5 protein-coding genes are annotated in these 3,310 nt (G+C 65.7%); 1 reads left to right on the top strand and 4 read right to left on the bottom strand.

What is annotated here, in order from left to right:
- The 3 genes from VFW45_13580 to VFW45_13590 all read right to left on the bottom strand — a co-directional run.
- The coding region (locus tag VFW45_13580) for an ATP-dependent Clp protease proteolytic subunit (protein ID HEU5181813.1) at positions 1-598 on the bottom strand (598 nt) is incomplete at its 3' end.
- A 12-nt stretch (positions 599-610) separates the two neighbouring features.
- Positions 611-1,003, bottom strand: coding sequence for a DoxX family protein (locus VFW45_13585; protein ID HEU5181814.1), 393 nt, complete (start codon positions 1,001-1,003; stop codon positions 611-613).
- A gap of 29 nt (positions 1,004-1,032) precedes the next feature.
- Positions 1,033-1,758, bottom strand: a complete 726-nt coding sequence (locus tag VFW45_13590) for a CPBP family intramembrane glutamic endopeptidase (GenBank protein ID HEU5181815.1) — start codon at positions 1,756-1,758, stop codon at positions 1,033-1,035.
- Between the two features lie 225 nt (positions 1,759-1,983).
- On the opposite strand from VFW45_13590, the gene VFW45_13595 reads away from it, so the two are divergent.
- Positions 1,984-2,958: a trypsin-like peptidase domain-containing protein gene (locus tag VFW45_13595; GenBank protein ID HEU5181816.1), complete on the top strand. Its 975-nt coding sequence runs from the start codon at positions 1,984-1,986 to the stop codon at positions 2,956-2,958.
- A 135-nt stretch (positions 2,959-3,093) separates the two neighbouring features.
- Here the strand turns inward: VFW45_13595 and VFW45_13600 are convergent.
- A partial coding sequence (locus VFW45_13600; protein ID HEU5181817.1) for a hypothetical protein occupies positions 3,094-3,310 on the bottom strand: 217 nt, incomplete at its 5' end.

The raw sequence follows: 3,310 nt of genomic DNA on the forward strand, positions 1-3,310 counted from the left end.
TGGCCGTCTCCTTGTAGACGCGCTCGTAGCGCTGCTGCGCCAGCGGCGGATAGGAATAGGCCTCGCCGGTGGGGTTCTCCAGGTTGGCGTGGATCATCAGCACCGAATCCTCGGTGGCGTAGCGCCGTCCGGTGCCGGCCGTCAGGATGAGCACGCCCGCCGAATAGCAGCCTCCGACCGCCCAGGTGTTGACCGGCGCCGCGATGGCCCGCATCGTGTCGATGATGGCGAAGGCGTTGTCCTCCCATCCCCCCTGTGTCGAGATGTAGAGGTCGATCGGCTTGGCCGGGTCGAGCTGGCTCAGGTAGATGAGGCGGGCGGTGACATCCTTGGCGGTGCGGGAGTTCACGTCGTGGAACAGGAGGACCTTGCGCGCGTGCAGGAGCGGATCGTCCACGTCGAGGCGCGGCGATTCCTCCCCGGCATCGATCTGCTCGTCGACGAAGTCAGAGAGCGTGCCGCCCAGGTCGGGCATCGCCCGATAGATCATTACTCCCAATCCGCACAGGACGGCGGCCTGGATCAAGAGGATGGCGGCCGCCACGATCCCGAAGATCGCGACGAGCCGCGAAAGAGCGCGCGTCTCCGGTTCGCTCATCGTCGTGGTTCCTTAGAGGCTTTTCCTCTTGATGAGCGATTCGACGCTGAGACGGCCCGAGCCGCGCGAGGCGATGTAGAGGAATACGAAGCAGTACAGGACCGCCGGCTCTCCATGGTTGACGATGGGCCAGAAGCCGTTGGGAGCGTGGGCCATGAAGTAGGCCACCGCCATCGTGCCGCTCGCCAGGAAGGCTGCCCATCCCGCGAAGAGCCCGATCGCCACCAGCACTCCGCCGAAGAACTCGATGACCCCGGCCGTCGCAATCAGCGGAGGGTGCAGCATTTGCTGTCCGCCGAGGGCGCCGAACAGCTTCTGCGCTCCATGGCAGGCGAAGAGGAATCCGACCACGAGCCGCATGATGCCGTAGATCCAATCGGCGTACCTTCCCAGCCAGCGTTCCATGGCCTTCTCCTTTCGTTGCGCGGGCAGCGTCAGCTGCCCATCAGCCGCGGGCCGATCCCCTGCAGCATCATGTCTCCCGCGAAATGGCAGAGGATCGCCGCCTCGATTCCCCAGTTCCAGTAGATCCATCCAAGCACCACTCCCGCGGCGCCATTCAGGGCCAGCACCGAGGCGACCAGGAACAGGGTCGGATGCACCGCGGCCGTCCAGGACGGCAGGTGGACCAATCCGAAGGCGAGCGCCGAGATGCCGATAGCCGTCCAGACGAGGGCCGGCGAGGCTTGGTCACGCCGCTTCGCGCGGAGGATTCGAGGCGCCAGCCAGATCACCCCGCTCATCAGGAAGAGCCGGAAGATGATTTCCTCCAGGATGCTGGCTTCCACGGCGAGGGCCCAGGGCATCCAGGCAGGCTGATTGGCACGCTCCGCGAGGCGCGTCCTCAACAGCGGCTCCTTCGAGGCGAGGAAGATCAGCAATCCCAGCAGAAACCCACCCATCACCACGCCGATGAGAAGCGCGATGCCGAGACGCCGCCCCGGTGCCGGGACGAGCTCTTTGCTGGATGCGTTTTCCAGGATGGGCGCCCCCCGCCCGAAGGGAGCGGCGGCGCGCAGCCCCAGCGCGAGGAGCACGGCCATGATGACCGCTCCGATGATCAGCGGACCGGGGGTGATGGGTCTGGGGACGGCCAGGAACAGCGCGATCAGGGCGAGGAGGAGCAACAGGATGTAGCTGCGTGTGAAGAGGCCTTTCAAGCTTCCCTCCCGCGGGCTTCGAGCGCCAGTAACTCGAACGGGCTGGGGCCATAGCTTCGATCCGCGGCGGACTATAGCAAGGGGGGCGATGGCGGGCAATCGGCCGGTCCACTCGCGGGCGGCCGGCGGGCCGCCCGGGCCCCCTCTCGGGCCTCCGGGAATACTCCGATGGCCGCTGCGATTCTGTCGGTCACGTGAGGCTGCTTTCGATTCGCGGAGGAGATTGTGACGGCAGGACTCGAGGAAGCCAGGAGCGACGCGGAGCTTCTGGACGCCTATTCGCAGGCGGTGACCGGGGCGGCCGAGCGCACCAGCCCCTCGGTGGTCAAGATCGAAGTCGAGCCGGGGAAGAATCGGCAGGGCGGAACCGGCTCGGGGTTCGTGTTCACGCCCGACGGCTTCATCCTGACCAACAGCCATGTGGTCCAGCCGGGCGGCACCCTGAGGGTCATGCTCCAGGATGGCCGGCGCCTGGAAGGGCGCGTCGCCGGCGATGACCCGGCCACCGATCTGGCGGTCCTGCGCGTGGGCGGCAGCGACTTGATCCCCGCCACGCTGGGCGATTCGCGCAGCGTGAAAGTAGGGAACCTCGCCATCGCCATCGGCAACCCCTTCGGCTTCCAGTACACCGTGACCGCCGGCGTGGTCAGCGCTCTGGGGCGATCGCTTCGGTCGACCACCGGGCGCCTGATGGATGACATCATCCAGACCGATGCGGCGCTGAATCCCGGGAACTCCGGTGGGCCGCTCGTCAACAGCCGCGGCGAGGTCATCGGAGTCAACACCGCGACGATTCTTCCGGCGCAGGGAATCTGCTTCGCCATCGCCATCAACACCGCCAAGTTCGTGGCCGGCAAGCTGATTCAGGACGGACGCATCCGCCGTGCCTACCTCGGTATCGGCGGCCAGACCGTGCCGCTGCTGCGCAAGGTGGTGCGCTTCCACGCCCTCGGTCAGGGCAGCGGTGTCCTGGTGATCTCGATTGAAAATGGCGGCGCCGGTCAGAAGGCGGGGCTGCAGGAAGGCGACATTCTCATCGGCCTGGGCAACGACATCGTCAGCGGTGTCGACGATCTGCAGCGCATCCTGACCGAAGGACAGGTGAACTCCCCCACGATGGTGACCCTTCTGCGCGGTGGCACCCGTCGCATGGAGCTCGACGTCACGCCTCAGGAAGCTCCCATCCCTCCGTTACGCTGACGCGGCGGTTCGCGTCCGTTCTCGAGCGGCTGATTTGGGTGACAAATTCGATGGCTACCTCCCACGCTCATATCGCAAGCCCTCGGAATTCCGTATTTCCACTGCAAGCTTCCCATGTGGCGGCTTCAGCCTTTGTCACGCAGTGGGCCAGAAGAACTCCCAGATCGAGCCGATCGCGAACATCGGAACAATCAGAAGGTAGAGCAATCCGACGTCAATGAGCGCCGGTCTCGGCAGTCGGAACCATTCCGGTCCAATGAACGGACCCCGGCGCCGAAGGTACGCCCACCCTAGATGAAGACCGCCGCCGCCTGCGAGCGTAAAGGCGGCAAGTTGAAATGCCAGGGTTACC

The organism is Candidatus Polarisedimenticolia bacterium, assembly GCA_035764505.1.
Lineage (GTDB): Bacteria > Acidobacteriota > Polarisedimenticolia > Gp22-AA2 > AA152 > AA152.